The sequence below is a fragment of the Streptomyces aureus genome (genome assembly GCF_000725495.1).
Lineage (GTDB): Bacteria > Actinomycetota > Actinomycetes > Streptomycetales > Streptomycetaceae > Streptomyces > Streptomyces aureus_B.
Genome location: NZ_JNZD01000009.1, coordinates 73,965 through 94,257, shown reverse-complemented (window position 1 = coordinate 94,257; position 20,293 = coordinate 73,965). Strand labels below are relative to the sequence as shown.

Annotated in this window: 19 protein-coding genes; 7 read left to right on the top strand and 12 right to left on the bottom strand. The window is 71.2% G+C overall.

The features are described from left to right. Position 1 precedes the first annotated feature (1 nt). Complete coding sequence (locus IO36_RS17075; RefSeq protein ID WP_037620842.1) at positions 2-2,092, top strand: putative Ig domain-containing protein; 2,091 nt, start codon at positions 2-4, stop codon at positions 2,090-2,092. A 130-nt stretch (positions 2,093-2,222) separates the two neighbouring features. Further along, positions 2,223-2,774 carry a hypothetical protein gene (locus tag IO36_RS17070; RefSeq protein ID WP_037620840.1) on the top strand — a complete coding sequence of 184 codons (552 nt, stop codon included), beginning with the start codon at positions 2,223-2,225 and terminating at the stop codon, positions 2,772-2,774. Between the two features lie 102 nt (positions 2,775-2,876). Here IO36_RS17070 and IO36_RS17065 read toward each other — a convergent pair whose 3' ends face one another. The 10 genes from IO36_RS17065 to IO36_RS17020 all read right to left on the bottom strand — a co-directional run bounded on the left by IO36_RS17065 (position 2,877) and on the right by IO36_RS17020 (position 13,095). Continuing rightward, positions 2,877-4,262: a bifunctional albaflavenone monooxygenase/terpene synthase gene (locus IO36_RS17065; RefSeq protein ID WP_037620839.1), complete on the bottom strand. Its 1,386-nt coding sequence runs from the start codon at positions 4,260-4,262 to the stop codon at positions 2,877-2,879. Further along, entirely contained in the window at positions 4,259-5,338 is a 1,080-nt protein-coding gene (gene cyc1, locus IO36_RS17060; protein ID WP_107065730.1) for an epi-isozizaene synthase, read from the bottom strand. The genes IO36_RS17065 and cyc1 overlap by 4 nt, the downstream gene beginning before the upstream one ends. Positions 5,339-5,678: 340 nt before the next feature. Continuing rightward, positions 5,679-6,329: a peptide deformylase gene (gene def, locus IO36_RS17055; protein ID WP_037620837.1), complete on the bottom strand. Its 651-nt coding sequence runs from the start codon at positions 6,327-6,329 to the stop codon at positions 5,679-5,681. A gap of 59 nt (positions 6,330-6,388) precedes the next feature. Then, entirely contained in the window at positions 6,389-7,369 is a 981-nt protein-coding gene (locus tag IO36_RS17050; protein WP_037620836.1) for a tetratricopeptide repeat protein, read from the bottom strand. A gap of 153 nt (positions 7,370-7,522) precedes the next feature. Further along, a complete protein-coding gene (locus tag IO36_RS17045; RefSeq protein WP_037620999.1) occupies positions 7,523-8,746 on the bottom strand; it encodes an HD-GYP domain-containing protein in 1,224 nt (407 codons plus the stop codon). Positions 8,747-8,817: 71 nt separating this feature from the next. After that, on the bottom strand, positions 8,818-10,176 hold the full coding sequence (locus IO36_RS17040; RefSeq protein ID WP_037620835.1) for an HD-GYP domain-containing protein: 1,359 nt from the start codon (positions 10,174-10,176) through the stop codon (positions 8,818-8,820). Between the two features lie 185 nt (positions 10,177-10,361). Beyond that, positions 10,362-10,664 (bottom strand): mycothiol system anti-sigma-R factor, encoded by a 303-nt coding sequence (gene rsrA / locus IO36_RS17035; protein ID WP_037620834.1) that lies wholly within the window; start codon positions 10,662-10,664, stop codon positions 10,362-10,364. Continuing rightward, a complete protein-coding gene (sigR, locus tag IO36_RS17030; protein ID WP_037620832.1) occupies positions 10,661-11,353 on the bottom strand; it encodes an RNA polymerase sigma factor SigR in 693 nt (230 codons plus the stop codon). Before sigR ends, rsrA begins: the two co-directional genes overlap by 4 nt. 256 nt (positions 11,354-11,609) lie before the next feature. Then, complete coding sequence (locus IO36_RS17025; protein ID WP_037620998.1) at positions 11,610-12,236, bottom strand: alpha/beta hydrolase family protein; 627 nt, start codon at positions 12,234-12,236, stop codon at positions 11,610-11,612. Between the two features lie 43 nt (positions 12,237-12,279). Next, a complete protein-coding gene (locus tag IO36_RS17020; protein WP_037620830.1) occupies positions 12,280-13,095 on the bottom strand; it encodes an SOS response-associated peptidase in 816 nt (271 codons plus the stop codon). A gap of 50 nt (positions 13,096-13,145) precedes the next feature. On the opposite strand from IO36_RS17020, the gene IO36_RS17015 reads away from it, so the two are divergent. The 4 genes from IO36_RS17015 (at position 13,146) to IO36_RS17000 (ending at position 16,841) form a co-directional block, all read left to right on the top strand. After that, the gene (locus IO36_RS17015) at positions 13,146-13,877 is read left to right on the top strand and encodes a M50 family metallopeptidase (RefSeq protein ID WP_037620828.1); all 732 of its coding nucleotides are present in this window, start codon (positions 13,146-13,148) and stop codon (positions 13,875-13,877) included. Between the two features lie 147 nt (positions 13,878-14,024). Further along, complete coding sequence (gene aroA / locus IO36_RS17010; RefSeq protein ID WP_037620997.1) at positions 14,025-15,365, top strand: 3-phosphoshikimate 1-carboxyvinyltransferase; 1,341 nt, start codon at positions 14,025-14,027, stop codon at positions 15,363-15,365. Between the two features lie 16 nt (positions 15,366-15,381). After that, entirely contained in the window at positions 15,382-16,395 is a 1,014-nt protein-coding gene (gene rsgA / locus IO36_RS17005) for a ribosome small subunit-dependent GTPase A (protein ID WP_037620827.1), read from the top strand. A 122-nt stretch (positions 16,396-16,517) separates the two neighbouring features. Beyond that, entirely contained in the window at positions 16,518-16,841 is a 324-nt protein-coding gene (locus tag IO36_RS17000; RefSeq protein ID WP_037620826.1) for a DMT family transporter, read from the top strand. A gap of 268 nt (positions 16,842-17,109) precedes the next feature. On the opposite strand, the gene IO36_RS16995 is transcribed toward IO36_RS17000, so the two are convergent. Beyond that, the gene (locus IO36_RS16995; RefSeq protein ID WP_037620996.1) at positions 17,110-17,715 is read right to left on the bottom strand and encodes a TetR/AcrR family transcriptional regulator; all 606 of its coding nucleotides are present in this window, start codon (positions 17,713-17,715) and stop codon (positions 17,110-17,112) included. A 214-nt stretch (positions 17,716-17,929) separates the two neighbouring features. Between IO36_RS16995 and hisN the strand changes: the two genes are divergently transcribed. Continuing rightward, positions 17,930-18,730 carry a histidinol-phosphatase gene (hisN, locus tag IO36_RS16990; RefSeq protein ID WP_037620825.1) on the top strand — a complete coding sequence of 267 codons (801 nt, stop codon included), beginning with the start codon at positions 17,930-17,932 and terminating at the stop codon, positions 18,728-18,730. 858 nt (positions 18,731-19,588) lie between these two features. Here hisN and IO36_RS46870 read toward each other — a convergent pair. Continuing rightward, positions 19,589-20,179 (bottom strand): hypothetical protein, encoded by a 591-nt coding sequence (locus IO36_RS46870; protein ID WP_158997389.1) that lies wholly within the window; start codon positions 20,177-20,179, stop codon positions 19,589-19,591. Between the last annotated feature and the right edge of the window lie 114 nt (positions 20,180-20,293).

The window sequence follows — 20,293 nt, the reverse complement described above, 5'->3', positions numbered from 1 at the left end:
CATGCGTTCCCAGCGCCCGATACCCGCCGGCAGACCGGCCCGGAGCCTGCGAAGACTCCTCACCACCGCCCTCCCCGCCCTGGCGCTCGGCCTCGCCGGATTCACCGCGGCCCCGCCCGCGAGCGCGCAGTCCGCGCCGGCCCCCCATGTCTCCCGGACCACCCAGAACTCCCGCGCCCTGACCGACCCCGCCCGCCAGACGGTCCACGCGACCGGTCGGGCCGGCCAGAAGGTCGCGACGAAGCACCTGTGCGCCGCGGCGACGAAGCCGGGCCGGATGTCCTGCTTCGCCCAGCGCCGTACCGACATCGCGCAGAAGCTCGCGGCGAAGGTCTCCCCCGACGCCGCCGCCGCGGTCTCCGGCCTCAGCCCGGCCAACCTGCACAGCGCCTACAACCTGCCCTCGACGGGCGGCTCCGGCATGACGGTCGCCGTGGTCGACGCCTACAACGACCCCAACGCGGCCTCCGACCTGGCCACCTACCGCTCGCAGTACGGGCTGTCCGCCTGCACCGTGGCCAACGGCTGCTTCAAGCAGGTCAGCCAGACCGGTTCGACCACCTCGCTGCCGACCAACGACACCGGCTGGGCGGGTGAGGAGGCGCTGGACATCGACATGGTCAGCGCCGTCTGCCCCAACTGCAGCATCATCCTCGTCGAGGCGAACTCCGCGAACGACTCCGACCTCGGCACCGCAGAGAACGAGGCCGTCGCGCTGGGCGCGAAGTTCGTCTCCAACAGCTGGGGCGGCTCCGAGTCCTCCTCCCAGACCGGCGAGGACACCTCGTACTTCAAGCACCCGGGTGTCGCCATCACCGTCTCCTCCGGTGACGAGGCCTACGGCGCCGAGTACCCGGCGACCTCCCAGTACGTGACCGCCGTCGGCGGTACCGCGCTGAGCACCTCCTCCAACAGCCGCGGCTGGAGCGAGTCGGTCTGGAAGACCAGCAGCACCGAGGGCACCGGCTCCGGCTGCTCCGCCTACGACGCCAAGCCGTCCTGGCAGACCGACACCGGCTGCACCAAGCGCATGGAGTCCGACGTCTCCGCGGTCGCCGACCCCGCGACCGGTGTGGCGGTCTACGACACCTACGGCGGCTCCGGCTGGGCGGTCTACGGCGGCACCAGCGCCTCGGCGCCGATCATCGCGGGCGTCTACGCGCTGGCCGGCACCCCGGGCTCCAGCGACTACCCGGCGAAGTACCCCTACTCCCACACCTCGAACCTGTACGACGTGACCAGCGGCAACAACGGCTCCTGCTCCACCTCGTACTTCTGCACCGCGGGCACCGGCTACGACGGCCCGACCGGCTGGGGCACCCCCAACGGCACGGCCGCCTTCACCTCGGGCACCAGCACCGGCAACACGGTGACCGTCACCAACCCGGGCAGCCAGTCCACGGCCACCGGCTCCACGGCAAGCCTGCAGATCTCGGCGAGCGACAGCGCCGGCGCCACCCTCACCTACAGCGCGACCGGACTGCCGACCGGACTGTCCATCAGCAGCTCGACCGGTCTGATCTCCGGCACCGCGAGCACCGCGGGCACCTACGCGGTCACCGTCACGGCCAAGGACAGCACCGGCGCCTCCGGTTCCGCCTCCTTCACCTGGACCGTCAGCACCTCGGGCGGCGGCACCTGCTCCTCGGCGCAGCTGCTCGGCAACCAGGGCTTCGAGTCGGGCGCCGGCGTGTGGAGCGAGACCAGCGGTGTCATCACCAACGACACCGGTGAGGCGACCCACGGCGGCTCGTACGACGCCTGGCTCGACGGATACGGCTCGACCCACACCGACACGCTCTCCCAGTCGGTGACGATCCCGTCCGGCTGCAAGGCCACGTTCACCTTCTACCTGCACATCGACACGGCCGAGACCAGCACGAGCACGGCCTACGACAAGCTCACCGTCACCGCGGGCTCCACCACGCTCGCGACCTACTCCAACCTGAACAAGGCTTCCGGGTACGCCCAGAAGAGCTTCGACCTGTCCTCCTTCGCCGGTTCGACCGTCACGCTGAAGTTCAGCGGCGTCGAGGACTCCTCGCTCCAGACCAGCTTCGTCGTGGACGACACGGCCCTCACGACCAGCTGAGCCGCACCGGGGCCCCGGTCGCCGCGGCGGCCGGGGCCCTGTCGTGCGCTCCGAGGGATCCCGAATTCCCATTCGCCCGGAGGGATCCCGATCCGCCGGTGGCACGTCCAACCCCCGAGGAGGCCACCCCATGCGTCGAACGACTCACACCCGGACCATCGCCCTCGCCGCCCTGGCCCTGCTGCTGGCCGGCTGCGGCAGCCAGGGCGGCACCGACACGGGCGCCGACGGCACCGCGACACCGTCCCCGTCCGGAGGCACGGCGACGGCGTCCCCGTCCCCGACCCCGACCGGAGACACCGCGACACCGTCCCCCGGCCCGACCGACGGCACCCGGTCGCCGTCCCCTTCGAGACCGGACTGCACGACGGCCAAGGCACAGCTCGGCGCCGCCGACACGGGCCACACGTACTGCCTGGCGCCCGGCGACACGCTCCGGGTCCTGCTGGACGGCACCACCCGCCGGCCCTGGAAACCGGTCAAGAGCGACGGCGACGCGCTGACGGCCACCAACGGCGGGATCGTCCTCCAGCCGGGTGACGCCTCCGCCGCCTACCGGGCGGTCGGGGCCGGGACGGTCAGGCTGACCTCGTCACGGCCGATGTGCCCGAGCGACCCGGCCCGGATGTCCTGCAAGGGCCTTCAGGAGTGGACGGTCACCGTGGTCGTGCCGAATGCCTGAGACCGCCGCGGCGCACGCCCGACGGCCCGAGGGCGGTCCGGACGTGCGCCGCGGCGGGCGCGGCGGCCGCTCGCAGGCCCCGCGCCGTCGGGTCGGGCCCGGTCAGACCGGGTTCTCCTGGCGCGGCCTCGCCCGCAGCCGCAGGTCGTGAGGACGCAGCGTGATGCCGACGCGGGTCGTGCCGCTGGACCCGGACACCGCCTCGAAGCGCCACCGGGACGCCAGCGTCGCGGTGATCAGGGAGAGCAGCGCCATCGAGAAATGGTCGCTCGGGCACTTGCGGTTGCCCACGCTGAAGGGGCGCATCGCGTACTTCGGGATGTCCTTGGAGCGTTCCGGAAGCCAGCGGTCGGGATCGAAATCCAGATGCTCCTGGTACGAACGCGGGTCGCGCTGGATCGCGAACGGGCTGTAGACGATGTCGGCACCGGCCGGAATCCGATAGCCGCCCAGCTCGGTTTCGGCCACGGCGCGCCGCGTCAGAATCCATACGGCGGGACGTAAACGCATCGCCTCGACGACGACATTGTTCGTGTGCGACAGCTTCCGGACGTCACCGAATCCGACGGGACGGTCACCCACGACACTTCGGACCTCCGCGGCCACTTTGTCCGCCTGTTCCGGATGTTCCGTCAGGACGTGAAGCAGCCACATGATCGTGGAGGCGATGGTTTCGCTGCCGGGAGTGAGTATCGCGACGACCTGGTCGTGGATCTCCTGTTCGCTTATGGGCTCGCCGTCGTCGTTCTTCGCCTCCAGCAATGCCGTCAGCAAATCGTTCGGCTTTTGACCAGATGCCCGCCGCTCGTCGATGATCTCGTCCACGAGCGCGTGCAGATCGGCCAATGCGCGGTCGAATGCGCGTATCGAGGGAAGCGGGAGCCGGTAGAGCGGTCCGGCGGGTATCACCATGCGCCGGTACATACCGCGGAAGACGGTGGAGAGCGCGAGGCTCAGCCGCTCGGCGCGCTCGTCCATGAACCGGCCGCGCAGCAGACAGCGGGCGGCGACACGGACCGCGACCCGGAAGGACTCGGAGGTGCAGTCGACCGCCGCGCCTCCCTCCCAGCGCCCCGCGAACGCCGTCGACTCCTCCTCCATGATCGGGCCGTACTCGGGGATGACGTCGGCCCGGAAGGCGGGCTGGATGGTCCGGCGCTGGCGCCGGTGCAGCGCCCCGTTGGCCGTGGCGACACCCTGCTTGCCCAGCAGGCCTTCGAGCGACTCCCACAGGGGGCCGCCGATCTCGTAGTCGGGACTGAGCGCCAGCGCCCCGGTGAGCGCGGGGGTGGTGACGGCGTACACCGTCTTGGGGCCCATCCTGAGCCGGACGACGTCGCCGTGGTCACGCAGCCCGGCGAGGAAGCCCAGCGGGTCGCGGACCAGTTTCCAGCCGTGCCCGAGGAGGGGCATCCCGCCGCCGGCGAGGGGCGGGACGGACAGCTCCCGCACCTCGGGAACCTCGGGTCGTACCGAATCGACGGTCATTTCTCACCTGCCGCTTCATTGTTGACGTACGGGGGTGTGGAGCGGTCGTCCCAGCTGTCGACCATGTACCGGCCCGACTCGTGGTGGAACCAGTACACGGAGCTGAACCAGTTCCGCATGTTTCCGAGGCACGCCGTCACGGCGATGCTCGTCTCTTTTCCCCTGACCGTGCCGTCCGCGAGATGAGCGGCGAGTCGTAAGACGTCCTTCTCGGCGGCGAGGAATTGCTTCACGCATTCCTCGACCCTTCGCCTCAGTTCGACGACGGCTTCTTCGAGCGTCAGCCCCTCGTGGTGAATGAGACTGATTCCGAGATTGTGGACCTCGTCGCCCGCTATTTCCTTCGGGAGGGAACAGAGGTCGTTGTACCAGGCGGCGAATTCCTGACTGAGCAGGGCCGCCCGCCGGAATGCGGGGTGCCGCCGCACGGATTCGGGGAGTTCGCATTCGGCGCTCGGCTCCAGCAGATCGGTCCAGATCCGGTGCGCGAAAGTGAGCCGGCGGAGTTCGAGATATTCGGGGACGGTGGGGACGGTTCCGGAGATCCGGTTGCGGAACTCCCGGTCGTACGCCTCGATCACCGCGTGGAAGTGGCGTGCGAACCGCGTGTTCCAGTTCTCGCCGAGGAACGAGTACAGCCGCACCACGGTGTCCGCCAACCCCGCCACCAGGGGGTCCTGGTGGTGCAGATGGTCCCTGGGGGCGTCGAGCGCCGCATGCAGCCGGAACCTGAGCTTCCGCCAGGCGTTCGCCCGGCGGTGGACGACGTCGCGGTCGTGCCGGTCGTCCCAGACGAAGAACCACGCGCTGTAGTCCGCTATCGCCTGGAGGACCTCGTCGGGAGCACCTATGTAGTAGCCCGCCATCAGGTCCGTGTAGCACAAACCGTCGGCGTGCTCCTCGACCAGGTCGGCGGGCATCAGCCGTTTTTCGAGGAGCCAGGTCCTGGTGTTCTCCTGGAGCCTCGGCCAATACGGGTGCAGTTGACGGGGAAAGCTGGACTCGACCACCGGAAGGAAGAGCGCCGGTGGTACCGCGAGCGCTGTCGGTGAAGAGCCGTGTGAGAAAGCATGCACGAACAAACCCCTCTCAGCCGCCTGTTGACGTCACACCCCTCCACCTGTGCCGGGCGCGCGCCGTTGCGTATCCCCGCACTTCCCATTCAGCACCACAAGTGACCGTTCTGGGAACGGATTTGGCCCACCTACCGGGTGACCATGCCGAGAATCTCCCCTTGTGTGACTGAATCGGGATCACTGAAGGAGCACAAGGGATCGAACATACGACGTACATGCGAACGGCGCCTGGTCAGGAGGTTCACCTGTCCAGACGCCGTTCGAGTGGACCCACGAGGGACCGCGCGTCACGCCGGTCAATTTCTGTCACAGCGGACCGGGACCGGCCCGAGGCGTGGGGTCAGTCGTTCGCCACGGTCGCGTAGCGGGGCTCGTTCTCGGACATCTGCCGCAGCGCGTCCTTGCGGTCGCGCTTGGAGAGACGGTCGATGTACAGGTAGCCGTACAGGTGGTCCGTCTCGTGCTGGAGGCAGCGCGCGAAGTAGCCGGTGCCGCGCACCCGGATCGGGTTGCCCTTCTCGTCCTGCCCGGTGACCTCGGAGTAGTCGGGGCGGGCGAGCGGCGCGTAGGCCGTCGGCACCGACAGACAGCCCTCGTTGCTCTCGTCGAGCTGACGCCGGTCGGCGGGCAGGTCGACCAGCTTCGGGTTGCAGACCACGCCCACGTGCCGCACGCCCTGGTCGTCCTGGCAGTCGTAGACGAAGACCTTGAGGTCGACACCGATCTGATTGGCCGCCAGGCCCACGCCCTCGGCGGTGCGCTGGCTCGCGAACATGTCGGCGATCAGCCGGTCCAGCTCGTCCCCGAACTCGGTGACGTCCTTGCACTCCTTGTGGAGCACCGGGTTCCCGACCACCGTGATCGGGCGCGAGGTCCCGCGCTCGCGGTAGCCGCTCTCGCGCTCCTCGGCGTCCTCGGTGTCGATGACGAAGCCGTCGTCGTCCACGGGGAGCACGCCCACGTGCTGCTGATCGGTTTCCTGCTGCGCCATGACGACGTACGCCTTCCTCAGACCTTGGATTTTTCTGCGACTACAGCCTAAAGGTGCGCTCAGCAGACCTCTTCCAGATCCCGCCAGTCACGGGAGTCCGGACTGTCGGCGACCCAGCCGTCGAGCAGGCCCCGCACCAGCGAGGCCGGCGCCGCGAGCCCGCACTCCCGCTCGGGCACCCACAGTTGTCCGTCGGTGCGATGGCCGAGAGGACCGGGGTGTCCCGGCTCGCTGTGGTCGTGCGGGTCGAGGTGCTCCTCGTCGCCCTCGTCGGAGGGCATCCGGGACTCGGAGCACATCCGGCACAGCAGCCGCACCGACGACGACCAGTCCTCCGCGGCGAACCCCGCGTCGGCGGCGAGCCGCTCCAGCGCGTCCCGGTCGTCCTCGGTGGCCGCCTCGAGGAGGACCACCCAGGTGGGCACCGGTGAGGGCGCCCACAGCTCGATCTCGTCGAAGACCGGATAGGCGTGCCCGGCGGCCGTGGTCCGCTCGCCGTGCGGGACGCCGTCGTGCAGGACGACCTCGCCCCAGCGGCGGCCCGAGGACGGCAGCGGGATCGACAGCACCTCGAGGCGCGCCGGATCCAGCCTGCGTCCCCACACCACCTCGGCCTCGCCCTCCGGAGACAGCCGGACGGCCGCGCTGCCGAGGTCCATGCCCGTCGGCTCGCCGGAGACGGCGGCGCCGCCGGGCACCCGCAGCCCGTACGCCTGCCAGGAGCGCCGGGCCAGCGGCCAGTCCTGGAGGGCGGTGGCCGCGATCCCCACGTTCCACCAGTCGGGTGCGCCGGTCTCCCGGTCGAGCAGGGCCACGGCCCGCAGGCCCGCCGCGCGCGCCTGCTCCCAGTCGTGCCGGAACTTGTGCAGCAGGGCCAGGTTGAACCAGGACTCGGACAGCCAGGGCTCCAGGTCCGCCGCACGCGTCAGCAGCGCTCCCGCGTCCTCGTACCGGCCGTCGCCGATCAGCGTGAACGCACGGTCGGTGGCCTGCCGCCATGAGGCGGAGGGCCGGTGCCGTCCCTTGCCGAAGATCCTCACGATTCCCGCCTGCCAGTTCCTTGCGATTCCCGCCTGCCGGTCCTGCGAAGAGTTCCTGGGAGGCAGTGCAGCCCCGGGCAGGCCCGCGCCCCCTGACACCCTCTCCCTCGCATCCAACCACGTACCCTCGGACGGCCGCTCATTACCCATGGGTTACCCAGACCGGGGCAGGGTAAGACCGGCCCGGGACAGGACCCGCGCCAGTGACTCCACGACCTCGGGCTGGTAGTCCCGGGCGGTGCCCAGCCGCAGCCTCTCCAGCGCGGCGAGCGGCCCCGTCGGCCCCGCCTCCCGGGCCATCTCCTCGAACGCGTTCACGGTCCGCACGATGCGCGCGGTGACCGGCTGCTCCCGGTACGGGTCCGCCTGCCGCTCCACCACCACGGCGACCTCGGCCTCCACCCCGGTCTGCCGCACGACGGCGCCGCCGAGCAGCGCGATCCGCCGCTGCTCCTCCGCCGGGAGCACGGCGGTGGCGCCGGCCGGCACCGGGTCGAGCAGGCTGAGCTGCCCGATGTCGTGCATCAGCGCCGCGTATTCCAGGACGGTGAGGTCCGGCTCCGACAGGCCCAGCTCACGGCCCACGGCCCTGCTGAGGGCGGCCACCCGCCGGGCGTGCCCGGCCGGTGTGTACCCGGCGATCTCGGTCGCGCGCGCGAGGGAGGCGATCGTCTGCCGGTAGGTGACCCGCACGGCCGCGTAGCGCCGGAAGGACAGCTGGGTGAGCAGCAGCGGCAGCGAGAAGACCGGCAGCGCCCACAGTCCGGCCACCGCGACCGCCAGGGCCATCACGACCCCGGTCGCGCACACGGCAGAACCGATCCCGAGGGTGGCCCGCAGTTCGTCGCGCAGCAGCGGGCCGAAGGGCCATCGGGTGCGCGCTCGGGCCGTCGCCGCCGCGAGCACCGCGTCCCACAGGGTGGTGAGGACCAGCAGCGCGACCAGCAGCAGGGCCTGGGCCGGGCCGCCCCACTGCGTCAACCTGCCCTGGTCGTGGAGCGGTTGGAAGCAGACGGCGGCGAAGGCGACGGTCAGCACGCGGCGGGCGAGCCGGTCGGGCTCGGGTCCCGTTCCCCGTGCCACGTGCGGGACGCAGCCGACGAGTGCCGCGGCCACGACGACGGCGACGACCTGGAGGACTCCGTGACCGGTGCGGTGCCCCGCGTTCTCGCCGAGCAGCGCGTACGCGAGGGCTCCGGCGGCGCCCAGCGGCGCGGACTCCCGTTCCTCGGCCCCGCTCCAGCGGGCGAGCTCGCCGACGGCGACGAGCAGGCCGAAGGCCAGCGCCGTCCCGCGTTCCTCGACCCCGTCCCAGAGGGTGGCGCCGAGGGCGAGGAGCGCGAGGGCGAGGGCGAGGCCGTGCACCGCGCCGAGCAGGACGGGGGTCCGCCCCGCCGAGGCCGGGCGGGACGGACGGACGCGTGCCTCGCGCCGCGGGGCGGTGGTGCTCACGGCGCGCCCCGTCCGACGGTGCCGGACGGGTGCGCGGGCGGCCTGCCGGACGCGACGGCCGGGGCCGTGTCCGCGGTCACCGCGGGATGCCAGCCGTGCCGGTCGAGGGCCCGCACCAGGGCCGCCACCATCCGGGGGTCGAACTGCGTCCCCGCGCACCGCCCCAGTTCGTCCAGGGCCGCCGGCACGGGGCGGGCCCTGCTGTAGGACCGGGTCGACGTCATGGCGTCGAACGCGTCGGCGACGGCCACCACCCGGGCGAACTCCGGGATCTGCGGCCCCGCGAGACCGTAGGGGTATCCGCTTCCGTCCAGCCGTTCGTGGTGGTGCAGGATCGCCGAGCGGGCCTCGCCGAGGAACCCGATCCCGCGGACCATCTCGTGCCCGTACTCGGGGTGCAGTTCGATGACCCTCCGCTCCTCCGGGGTCAGCGGCCCGTCCTTGCGCAGCAGCCGGGTGGGGACACCGAGCTTGCCCACGTCGTGCAGGATCCCGGCGAACCGGAGCACCTCGACGCGCTCGTCGTGCATGCCCAGCTCGCGTGCGATCAGCACGGACGCCCGGCCGACCCGCTCGCTGTGGCCGCGGGTGTAGCCGTCCTTGATGTCGACGGCCTGGACGAGGGCGCGGATGGTGGCCTGGTGGGCGGCCCGCTCGCGGTGGTACTGGGCGAAGACCCAGCAGGACACGTACATCGGCAGCAGCACGAGAAGCGCGGCGACGGGCCCGTACGGGCTGCGCCACAGCACCGCCATCATCAGCCCGGCGAGGCCGTGCACCGCGACCGGCGCCAGCGAGCGGGCGAAGAGGCCGGGCCAGGCACCGCGCACGGGAGCGCGCTCGGCGAGCGCGAGGATCCCGCAGTCGAGGGCCGTGAGCACGGCGCAGTAGGTGAGGACCGCCGCTCCGGCGGGCACGAGCGCGTAGGGGAAGTCGGGCGCGACGAGGGCGGCCCGGCCGCCGAGCGCCCCGTACACGCGGGAGGCGGCCCAGACGGCGACCGCGAGCTGGGCCGCGCGCCAGATCCGGCGCGGGCCGCGCGGGCGCTGTTCGACCCGGGCGAGCAGCGCTCCGGGCAGGACGACGAGGGCGGCCGCGGGCGGGGCCAGCAGAAAGGCGCCGGCCAGCAGGACGGGGAGGAACGTGCCCATTCCCTGGGCGGTCGCTCCTCCGGCGCCGCCTCCGCCGCGCGGCCCCGGCGGCAGGGCGACGCGCTCGCAGCCGGCGTACAGCACGGCGAGCAGCGCGACGATCTCCCAGGGGACACGGAGGTGCGTCAGAGGGGCCAGACAGACGAGCGCCAGCACGGCGACAGCGGCCACGTACGCACGGGCCCACGCCGGAACCGAACCCATCCCCGAACCTCCCCCGTACCCCCGATCTCAGGCTCGGAGCCTAGGACGGGAGAAAGGGGACGGGGACCCGTATGTACGAATCCGCGGGCTCCTGGCCCGCGGATTAGCACGTTCGGGTGACAAATGGGGGACCCGAGGACCCGGACCCGAGCCCCGTCCGCACGGCGGCGGGGGCTCGGCGGGAGTCAGGACTCCTGGGCCGTGGCGGTCACGTCGTGTTCGGGCACGGTCTGACCGGAGCGGATCAGATCGATGCGGCCCATGACCTTGGCCCGCAGGTCCGTGGGCACGTCGTCATGGCCGCAGCACCGCTTGACCAGCTTCTTGACGGCCTGTTCGAGGCCGTACTTCTCCAGGCACGGAGAGCACTCCTCGAAGTGGATCTCGAACTTGGTGCAGTCCGCGTCCGGCATCTCATGATCGAGGAACTCGTAGAGATGATCGAGTACCTCAGAGCAATCCGTCTCGTGCGGCTCTCCGCAGCTCATGAGCCCGAGCCTTTCGCTTCGTTCGACTCTCCCGCGCCGGCGGGGACCAGCCCGCGGTCACGGGCGTAGTCCTCCAGCATGCCGCGCAGTTGGCGACGGCCCCGGTGCAGCCGGGACATCACCGTACCGATGGGTGTCCCCATGATGTCCGCGATCTCCTTGTACGCAAAGCCCTCTACGTCCGCGAGATACACGGCGATGCGGAATTCCTCGGGGATCGCCTGCAGCGCTTCCTTCACGTCGGAGTCGGGCAGGTGGTCCAGCGCCTGCGACTCGGCGGAACGGAGGCCGGTCGACATGTGCGACTCGGCGCGCGCCAGCTGCCAGTCCTCGATCTCCTCGGCCGCGCTGCGCTGGGGTTCGCGCTGCTTCTTGCGGTACGAGTTGATGAAGGTGTTGGTGAGAATGCGGTACAGCCACGCCTTGAGGTTCGTGCCCTCGCGGAACTGGTGGAACGACGCGTACGCCTTGGCGTACGTCTCCTGCACGAGGTCCTCGGCGTCGGCCGGATTGCGTGTCATCCGCAGCGCGGCCGAATACATCTGGTCGAGGAATTCGAGCGCGTCCCGCTCGAAGCGCGCGGTGCGCTCGGCGGAGGTCTCCGCCGGCGCGTCGCTCGTGCCCCGGCCCTCGGGCTGCTCCGCCTGGCCGTTTTCGGTCCCTGCGTCGGTCCCAGTGACCGGACCCACCTCCTCCAGCGACGTAGCGAGACCGAGACCGGTCCCACTGGAATCGGAGGATAGACGAACATCATGTCCGCCCGCCGCCCGAATCGGGGCGTTCTTGCCCGCGTGCAGCACCGTCCAGTCCAGGTCAGCGCGGCTGCTGCGGCTCGGGCAGAAGGTCGAACCCATGCGGCGGACTTCCTCTCGTACGAACGGTGCAGCAACGATGCGTGCTGTCTGCTCGGCACAACAGAAGTCCGTGACGCCGCATTCCCGTACGTCACCCGAGTGACGCGGCCCACCCCACGACACCGTCCGTGACGATCTTCACTGCCTCGTCCTGGCCGAGCGGGCCGCGCTTCGGGACGGCGAAGCCGTGGTCACCGCCGGGCACTTCGATCAGCTCGTACGAGCCCGCCGGGAACTCCTCCGGCCTTCCGAACGGGTCGTTGCCGCCCTGGACGACGAGTGTGGGCACCCCTGCGCCGAGCAGCTCGGCCGCGCGGGACTTCTCCGGCCGGCCCGGGGGGTGCAGGGGAAAGCTGAGCGCGAGGACCGCGGCGGCGCCCAGTTCGACGGCCGTCCGGCATGCGACTCGGGCACCCGCGCTGCGCCCTCCGGAGATCACGGGCAGCCCCTGCGCCGCCAGCGTCGGCCACACCCCACGCCAGCCCACGTCCAGCGTCTTCGGCGCGGGTGCCACCTTCTTGCCGGCCACCCGCCAGGGCTGTTCGACGAGGGCCACGCTCACCCCGTGCGCGGGGAGCGTCCCGGCGAGCGCCACCAGGTCCCGGGCCCCGATGCCGCCGCCCGCTCCATGGCTCACCGCGAGGAGCAGCCGCGCGTCGGCGGCCCGGTGCCAGGTGACGCGAGCCGTACCGGCGCCGGTCTCGATGGTCTCGCTCACGTCGCTGATCTTCGTCGCGTCAGAGTCGCTGATCTTCGTCACGTCAGAAGAGTGTGCCCTCCTCGGGCCCCTCCAGCTCCTTCAGCAGCTCCTCTCCGTTGTTGCGGACGTTGCTGACCGCGGTGGAGACGGGGTACGCGCGCATCAGGCCGGTGGGGGGCGGCGCGAGCAGGCCGCGGAGCTCGTCGGGGTCCGTGCGGGCCGGGTCGAGCCAGTCGTCCCAGCGGTCGGGGGTGAGCATCAGCGGCATCCGGGGGTGGATGTCGGCGAGCGCGCGCGGGCCCTCGGCGGGGGCGGCCGCGAGCGGCGCGGTCTCGGCCTCGGTGGTGATGACCGAGCAGGTCACCCACCAGGCCAGCGGGTGCTCGTCCGGCAGCGTCCGGTCCCGCCAGAACTCGTAGAGGCCCGCCATCGCGAAGACCGAGCCGTCCGCCGGCGTCACGAAGTACGGCTGCTTGCGCGGCCGCTTCTTCCGGCCCTCGACCTCCAGATCACGCTCGGCGCCGGAGGTGACCCACTCGTAGTAGCCGTCGGCGGGGATCACACAGCGCCGGGTGGCGAAGGCACGGCGGTACGAGGGCTTCTCGTGCACCGTCTCGGCGCGGGCGTTGATCATGCGGGCGGCACCCTCGGGCGTCTTGGCCCAGGACGGGACGAGTCCCCACTTGAGCTTGCGCAGCTGGCGAACCGGCCTCGGGCTGTCCGCGTCCTTCACAGGGCGGTCGAGGACGACGAGGACCTCCTTGGTCGGGGCCACGTTGTAGTCGGGCGCCAGGGTCTCCTCGGGGTCCCAGCTCTCGACCTCAAAGGTTGCTGCGAGATCCTCGGGTCCACGACTGGCTGCATACCGTCCGCACATACGTGCAACACTGCCAGATTCCGCGCCGCGAAAGGGAGCCTCCGCCGACAATGGACAGCACCGCATCCACCTCGCTGGCCTCGATCAGCTCCCTGTGGGACGAGGTCTTCGGCACCCAGCCGGACCCCGACCTGTGGGTGGTGATCGCCACCATGGTCGCGGCCCTCGCGGCGATCGTCCCGCACGGCGTGTGGCGCGTCTCCCGCAACGCCATCACCATCGCGCACGAGGGCGGCCACGGTCTGGTCGCGCTGCTCACCGGCCGCAGCCTCAGCGGCATCCGGCTGCACTCCGACACCAGCGGTCTGACGGTCAGCCGGGGCAAGCCGACCGGACTCGGGATGATCCTGACCGCGGCGGCGGGCTACACCGCTCCCCCGCTGCTGGGCCTCGGCGGCGCGGCCCTGCTCGGCGCGGGGCACATCACCCTGCTGCTGTGGGCGGCCACGGCCCTGCTCATAGCCATGCTGGTGATGATCCGCAACGCGTACGGCGCGCTCACCGTGATCCTCACCGGCGGCACCTTCCTCCTGGTGTCCTGGCTCGCCGGACCCCAGGTGCAGGCCGCGTTCGCGTACGCCGTGGTGTGGTTCCTGCTCCTCGGCGGCATCCGCCCGGCCTTCGAACTCCAGGCGAAGCGGACCCGTGGCGGCGCGGGCGACTCGGACGCGGACCAGTTGTCGCGGCTGACCCACGTACCGGCCGGACTGTGGCTGTTCCTCTTCCACGCCGTGTCGCTGTGCTCGCTGATGGGCGGCGGACGCTGGCTGCTGGGACTGTGAGGCGCGGGGCGCCGGCCGCGGAGCGCTGAGCTGCGCGGTGCCGCTGAGACCGGTGTCCGGAGTGCGTCCCGCCGGGCTCCCCGGGCTGGAGTCACCGGCCGTGACGGAGCCGCGGCGGCCCGGCGCGCTGCCACTAAAGTGGGGCGCATGACCGTGAACCCCGCCCACACCGCTCTCTGGCCAGCCCCGCACGCAAGCGGAGCCGTCGACGCGACGGTTCACGTGCCGGGGTCCAAGTCGGTCACCAACCGCGCTCTCGTCCTGGCCGCGCTGGCCTCCGAACCGGGCTGGCTGCGCCGCCCGCTGCGTTCCCGCGACACCCTGCTGATGGCCGGCGCGCTGCGCGCCATGGGCGTGGGCATCGAGGAGACGGTCGCCTCCAGCTCGACGGTCGCGGCGGGCCCGGACGCCTCCGGCGAGGCCTGGCGGATCATCCCCTCGGGGCTGCGCGGCCCGGCCACGGTCGACGTCGGCAACGCCGGCACCGTCATGCGCTTCCTGCCCCCCGTCGCCGCGCTCGCCGACGGCCCGGTCCGCTTCGACGGCGACCCGCGGTCGTACGAGCGTCCGCTGAACGGTGTGATCGACGCGCTGCGGGTGCTCGGCGCCCGGATCGACGACGACGCCCGCGGCGCGCTGCCGCTGACCGTGCACGGGAGCGGTGCCCTGGACGGGGGGACGGTCGAGATCGACGCGTCGTCGTCCTCCCAGTTCGTGTCCGCGCTGCTGCTCTCCGCCCCGCGCTTCAACCAGGGCGTCGAGGTCCGGCACACCGGCTCCACTCTCCCGTCCATGCCGCACATCCGGATGACCGTGGACATGCTGCGCGCGGTCGGCGCCCAGGTGGACACCCCCGAGTCGGGCGGCGAGCCGAACGTCTGGCGGGTGACGCCGGGTGCGCTGCTCGGGCGCGACCTGATCGTCGAGCCCGACCTGTCGAACGCCCAGCCGTTCCTGGCGGCGGCGCTGGTGACCGGCGGCCGGGTCGTGATCCCCGACTGGCCGGCGCACACCACCCAGCCCGGCGACCGGCTGCGGGAGATCTTCACCGAGATGGGTGGTTCCTGCGAACTGACCGAGGCCGGACTGGAGTTCACCGGTTCGGGTGCCGTCCACGGCATCGACGTGGACCTCGGCGAGGTCGGGGAGCTCACCCCGGGCATCGCGGCGGTCGCGGCGCTCGCCGACTCCCCCTCCACCCTGCGGGGCGTGGCCCATCTGCGGCTGCACGAGACCGACCGGCTGGCCGCGCTCACCAAGGAGATCAACGAACTCGGCGGCGACGTCACCGAGACCGCCGACGGTCTGCACATCCGGCCGCGCCCGCTGCACGGCGGCGTCTTCCACACGTACGACGACCACCGCATGGCGACGGCAGGCGCGATCATCGGGCTGGCGGTGGAGGGCGTCCAGATCGAGAACGTGGCGACGACGGCGAAGACCCTGCCGGACTTCCCCGATCTGTGGACCGGAATGCTCGGGAACTGACAGGCGGACCTGGATCATGCGCCGTTACGGCAAGAACACCGACGAGGACGACATCCGCCAGCGGCCCAACCGCAAGGGCAACCGTCCCCGGACGAACATCCGCCCCAAGCACGAGGAGGCCGTCGAGGGCATGGTCCTCACGGTCGACCGCGGCCGGCTGACCTGTCTGGTCGAGGACCGCGCCGTGGTGGCGATGAAGGCACGCGAACTCGGCCGCAAGGCCGCTGTCGTCGGCGACCGGGTGGCCATCGTGGGCGACCTGTCCGGCGAGAAGGACACCCTCGCCCGCATCGTCCGCATCGAGCCGCGCGCCTCGGTGCTGCGGCGCACGGCCGACGACGACGACCCGTACGAGCGGGTGGTCGTCGCCAACGCCGACCAGCTCGCCATCGTCACCGCCCTCGCGGACCCCGAGCCGCGGCCCCGGCTGATCGACCGCTGTCTGGTGGCGGCCTTCGACGGCGGTCTGAGTCCGCTGCTCGTGCTCACGAAGTCGGACCTGGCGCCGCCGGACAAGTTCCTGGAGCTGTACGGCGCGCTCGACATCCCGTACGTGGTGACCAGCCGCGAGGAGCTGCAGAGCGAGGCCGCCGCCGACCGGGTGCGCGCTCATCTGGACGGCAGGGTCACGGCGTTCGTGGGCCACTCGGGTGTCGGCAAGACGACCCTGGTGAACGCGCTGGTGCCGCCCGAACGGCGGCGGACGACCGGTCACGTCAACGCGGTCACCGGTCGCGGCCGGCACACGACGACCTCTGCGCTCGCGCTGCCCCTGGCGGGCAGGGACGGGGGCTGGGTGATCGACACCCCGGGTGTCCGTTCCTTCGGCCTCAACCACGTCGATCCGTCCCGGGTCATCCACGCCTTCCCCGACCTCGAACCGGGTACCGAGGGCTGCCCCCGGGCGTGCAGTCACGACGAGCCGGACTGCGCGCTCGACGCGTGGGTGGCCGAGGGCCACGCGGACCCGCAGCGGCTGTACTCGCTGCGCCGTCTGCTGGCCACGCGCGAGCGCCGTGAGGGCGACTGACACCCCCGGGTTTGCGTGGCCCCGCCGTCGGTAAGGGCTTCTCCGGGCCGGTGAATGCATAATCGCACCGAGCCGGTCCGGGGCCGCCGAAGCAGTCGACGTGTGATGCGGGAGGACAATTCATGGCGTGGCTGCTGGTCGTCGTGGCGGGGCTGCTCGAAACCGGCTTCGCCGTCTGTCTGAAGCTCTCGCACGGCTTCACCCGGCTCTGGCCGACCATCGCGTTCTGTGTGTTCGCCCTCGGCAGCTTCGGGCTGCTGACCCTGTCGCTGAAGAAGCTCGACGTCGGCCCCGCCTACGCGGTGTGGACCGGCATCGGCGCGGCCGGCACCGCCATCTACGGCATGATCTTCCTCGACGACCTGGTCTCGGTCCTGAAGATCGTCTCGATCAGCCTGGTCATCATCGGCGTCATCGGCCTCCAGCTGTCGGGGTCGTCGCACTGAGCGGGGCCCCGGCACGCGGTCGCGGGGCTCGGGCACGCGGTCGCGGGGGTCGGGCGCGGTGTCGCGGGGGTCGGTGCTCTGTCGCAGGGCTCGGGCGCACTGGCGCGGGGGTCGCGCGCGGTCGCGGGGCTCGGTGCTCTGTCGCGGGGTTTGTGGGCGCTCGCGGGGCTCGGTGCTCTGTCGCGTTGCTCGGTGCGGCGGACACGTGCGGCCGTCCGGACACCGGTGCGGCCGTCGGGCCCGTGGTCCACGGAGGGCCGTCCGCCGCTCAGACCCCGATCCGGGGAGACGGTGCCAGCGCGGTCCTGACCAGTTCCGTGACGGCACCCCGGGCGGGCGGGGCGACGACGCACGACAGCGCGATCCGGGCCACCAGGTCGCAGGCCCGGGTGACCTCAGGGGTGTCCGCCCGGGACAGGGCGAGCGCGGCGACCGCCCGGTCGCGCACGAGCACCACGAAGTCGCCGGGCGAGGGCAGCGGTCCGTCGGCCCGCCGCTGCGCGGGCACCGCGGACGACGAGGGCACGGCGGACAGCGCGAGCGCCGGCAGCCGCTCGCTCCAGCACCCGGTCAGCATCGCCCGTACGAGCGCGTTGCTGCGGGCCGTCGAGGTCGTCCACTCGGCGGTCGCGGCGAGCCGGTCGCGTGGGTCCGTGTGCGCGGCCAGGGCCCGGTCGACACCGGCGAGATAGGCGTCCGCCTCCCGCCGCACGAGGGCGCGCGCCAGCCCTTCCTTGCTCCCGAACTCGTTGTAGAGCGTCTGGCGTGACACTCCGGCCGCCGCGGCCACGTCGACCATCCGCACCGCGGACCACGGGCGGCGCGCCAGTGCCGTGTAGGCGGCGTCCAAGAGCGATTCGCGCGCTGCGGGCATCATCGCCTCCCTGGGGCGAGCGGCTCTGAAGCCAGGTTTGACGCGTGCGCGGGCACTGTCAAGGGTTCGCGACGGCCCCGGGGGGAGTGAACTCGGCGCCGCGGGCGCCCCGTTCGGACGCGAGCCCCCTGGCCCCTCCCCGGCGGACGCGCCGGACCGGCGACACCCACGGTCCCCTGTAGCCCGCCGGGACACGGGCGGATACGGTTCACCCATGCCCGACTACCGCGATGACCTGCGCCTCGCCCATGTCCTGGCGGACGCCGCCGACGCCGCGACGATGGACCGCTTCAAGGCGCTCGACCTGAAAGTCGAGACGAAGCCGGACATGACGCCGGTGAGCGAGGCGGACAAGGCCGCCGAGGAACTCATCCGCGGCCATCTCCAGCGGGCCAGGCCGCGTGACGCGGTGCTCGGCGAGGAGTACGGGATCGAGGGCACGGGCCCGCGCCGCTGGGTCGTCGACCCGATCGACGGCACCAAGAACTACGTCCGGGGTGTGCCCGTGTGGGCCACGCTGATCTCGCTGATGGAGGCGGGCGAGGGCGGCTACCAGCCGGTCGTCGGCGTCGTTTCCGCGCCCGCGCTCGGCCGCCGCTGGTGGGCGGCGAAGGGGCACGGCGCGTTCACCGGCCGCTCGCTGTCCTCGGCGACCCGGCTCGGGGTGTCCAGCATCACCCGGATGAGCGACGCGTCCTTCGCGTACTCCTCGCTGTCCGGCTGGGAGGACCAGGGCCGTCTGGACGGCTTCCTCGATCTGACGAAGGCGGTCTGGCGCACGCGCGGTTACGGCGACTTCTGGCCGTACATGATGGTCGCCGAGGGCTCCGTCGACATCTGCGCCGAACCCGAGCTCTCGCTCTGGGACATGGCGGCGAACGCGATCATCGTCACCGAGGCGGGCGGCACGTTCACCGGCCTCGACGGCCGCCCGGGCCCGCACAGCGGCAACGCGGCCGCGTCGAACGGCCATCTGCACGACGAGATGCTGGGTTATCTGAACCAGCGGTACTGAGGCGACTAGCGGCCTGACCAGCACGTTTCCCCTGGCTTCACACTCCCTGGGCCGTCGTGGGCCCTTCTTGTGTATCACGCCTCGGTCCAGCAGCGTCCGCGATCGTCTAGGGGTGCGCGGAGCTAGCTATGACCAGCGATCTAAGCGGCCATGCAGTCACCTGTGGACGCTCTCGGATCAAGATCCGACAACTTGTAATGCGTAGGTCGCCGGTTCGAATCCGACAGAGGACTCAGCGGGAAGGCCCGGATCAGATGTGGTCTGATCCGGGCCTTTGCGTTCAGCGGATGCAGCGACGAGTGCGGGTACGGGCCGCGCAGGCGCTCGGTGGATCCGGTTGGCGCCCGACAGCGCCCGACAGTGACGCCGCCGGGCGCTGTCCCTCCTACTGCCCGACTGTAAGTGCCCATCGAACAGGCGACGGAGCGGTTACGTACACCGCTCCTCGGCCACGGGCGGTCTTCAGGTGCAGCTCGTTGTAGGTGCTGCTGACTTCTCCGGCCACGCATTCCAAGGGAAAGCTAAGGCCGACGGGCTTCACGGAGACCGTCAGCGTGCCCCGCCCTTGGCAATTCACGGAGATGGACAGCGCCCCAGCCTTGACTCCGCCCGGAATTTCAATTTCCCGATTTCCCCGAGCATTCACAACGCGGGCAACAGCCTTTCCGTCCAGGGGATCCGGAGCCTTGGCCACGGTTTCCCCGGGAATGTGCTCGGCTCGCCCGGATGTCCCCTTACTCGCCGACGCCGAAGCGGCAGAGGTGGGGCTCTTATGCGTCGTAGGGGTGTGGTTGCCCTGACCGTTGGTGCAACCGGTGAGGACGACCGCCGCTGCCACGCCAACTACCGGAACAAACCTCAGCTTTCCCACAGGTACCACCCGACCTTGAGAGGGGAGTAGGTGACAACTTTGTGCTTCGGTGTAGTCGTGCAGTTTTGATGAACCACGTAGCTCTCACCCACGACCTTCAAGCGGTAGACGCCATATCTGGCGTTCGTGGTCGTGTGCTTCGGGGTGTCGACCGAGATCGTGTTGCCGAGCTTCGCGGTGAGTTCGGCCGACACAGTGATGCCCCACTTGGTCTTGACCGAAGCGAGCATCACCCCAGCGGAAGTCTCCAACTCGCCGCTGATGGCTATGCCAACCTTGCTGGTCACCTCGGAGGTGAAGGTCGATTTCGCGGTTCGGGAGGTGCCATTGTAGTTCGAGTTCACAGGGCCAACACCCTTGTGGTGCGCCCTTGGGCCATCCTTCGACAATGGCTTGTACACGCCGTGAGCGGGCGTGCAGTCCACTGTGTTCGGGGAATTTCCGGGCTGCGGCTTCCCCGTGTACGTGGGCTCCTCGACAGGTTCACCCACGGTGTCGGCGGGAATCTCCGTGACGTCTTCCTCGGGCTCTTCGGGCGGTGCGGTGTTGATGACCGAGTCATCATCTTCAGCAGTCACGGACGGCGAGGGAGCCGGCGTCCCGTCAGCCGCGAACGCGGGACCGGTAAGCGCCGAGCACAGCAAGAGCGACGTCGAGACGAGAAGGACAGTGCGCCGTACAGATAAGTCCAC

Bases quoted from the DNA above. Each gene is read 5' to 3' on its own strand.
- IO36_RS17075 (WP_037620842.1), top strand. From the start codon at position 2: ATGCGTTCCCAGCGCCCGATACCCGCCGGCAGACCGGCCCGGAGCCTG.
- IO36_RS17070 (WP_037620840.1), top strand. From the start codon at position 2,223: ATGCGTCGAACGACTCACACCCGGACCATCGCCCTCGCCGCCCTGGCC.
- IO36_RS17065 (WP_037620839.1), bottom strand. From the start codon at position 4,262: ATGACCGTCGATTCGGTACGACCCGAGGTTCCCGAGGTGCGGGAGCTG.
- def (WP_037620837.1), bottom strand. From the start codon at position 6,329: ATGGCGCAGCAGGAAACCGATCAGCAGCACGTGGGCGTGCTCCCCGTG.
- IO36_RS17040 (WP_037620835.1), bottom strand. From the start codon at position 10,176: ATGGGTTCGGTTCCGGCGTGGGCCCGTGCGTACGTGGCCGCTGTCGCC.
- rsrA (WP_037620834.1), bottom strand. From the start codon at position 10,664: ATGAGCTGCGGAGAGCCGCACGAGACGGATTGCTCTGAGGTACTCGAT.
- IO36_RS17020 (WP_037620830.1), bottom strand. From the start codon at position 13,095: ATGTGCGGACGGTATGCAGCCAGTCGTGGACCCGAGGATCTCGCAGCA.
- IO36_RS17015 (WP_037620828.1), top strand. From the start codon at position 13,146: ATGGACAGCACCGCATCCACCTCGCTGGCCTCGATCAGCTCCCTGTGG.
- aroA (WP_037620997.1), top strand. From the start codon at position 14,025: ATGACCGTGAACCCCGCCCACACCGCTCTCTGGCCAGCCCCGCACGCA.
- rsgA (WP_037620827.1), top strand. From the start codon at position 15,382: ATGCGCCGTTACGGCAAGAACACCGACGAGGACGACATCCGCCAGCGG.
- IO36_RS17000 (WP_037620826.1), top strand. From the start codon at position 16,518: ATGGCGTGGCTGCTGGTCGTCGTGGCGGGGCTGCTCGAAACCGGCTTC.
- IO36_RS16995 (WP_037620996.1), bottom strand. From the start codon at position 17,715: ATGCCCGCAGCGCGCGAATCGCTCTTGGACGCCGCCTACACGGCACTG.
- hisN (WP_037620825.1), top strand. From the start codon at position 17,930: ATGCCCGACTACCGCGATGACCTGCGCCTCGCCCATGTCCTGGCGGAC.